1 pseudogene is annotated in these 522 nt (G+C 81.6%); it reads right to left on the reverse strand.

From position 1 onward, the window contains the following. A pseudogene (locus tag DY245_RS44875) lies at nucleotides 1-522 on the reverse strand (SUKH-4 family immunity protein); the annotation flags it as partial.

Genomic DNA, 522 nt, shown 5'->3' on the forward strand with positions numbered 1-522 from the left:
GCCACCGGTACCACCGGCGGCGGGCGGAGCGGGCGGCGGCGGGGGCGGACCGCCCTGGCCACCGGAGCCCCGACCGCCCGCGGACGCACCGGGCTTGCCGGGCGGACCGGGAGGCTTGGGCGCACCGGGCACACCGGGCGCACCCGGAGGCGGCGGCAGACCGGGCCCGCCGGCACCGCCCGGCCCGTTGGCGCCCCCGAGACTCGCCTGCAGCGACGCACCGTCGGCGAACATCGTCGCGGCGGCATGCACCCCGCCGGCACCGGGACCACCCGCACCGGGCTCGCCCGTCCCGCCCGGGCCGTCCACCGCACTGAGATCCAGATCCGCCCCGTCCAGCTGCGAGACCAGCTGCGTCGGTACGTAACCACCGGCCGGCGCACCGGGCGCACCGGGACCGGACGCCGCGGGTCCGCCGGGCGGACGCACCTCGGCCTTGCCCGTATCGGCCTCCGCGATCCCCGCCCGGTCCAGCCCACCGGCACGGCCCGCCCCGGGGGTGCCGGGCGCGCCCGGAGGCGG

It is taken from the genome of Streptomyces inhibens (assembly GCF_003389455.1).
Taxonomy (GTDB): domain Bacteria; phylum Actinomycetota; class Actinomycetes; order Streptomycetales; family Streptomycetaceae; genus Streptomyces; species Streptomyces inhibens.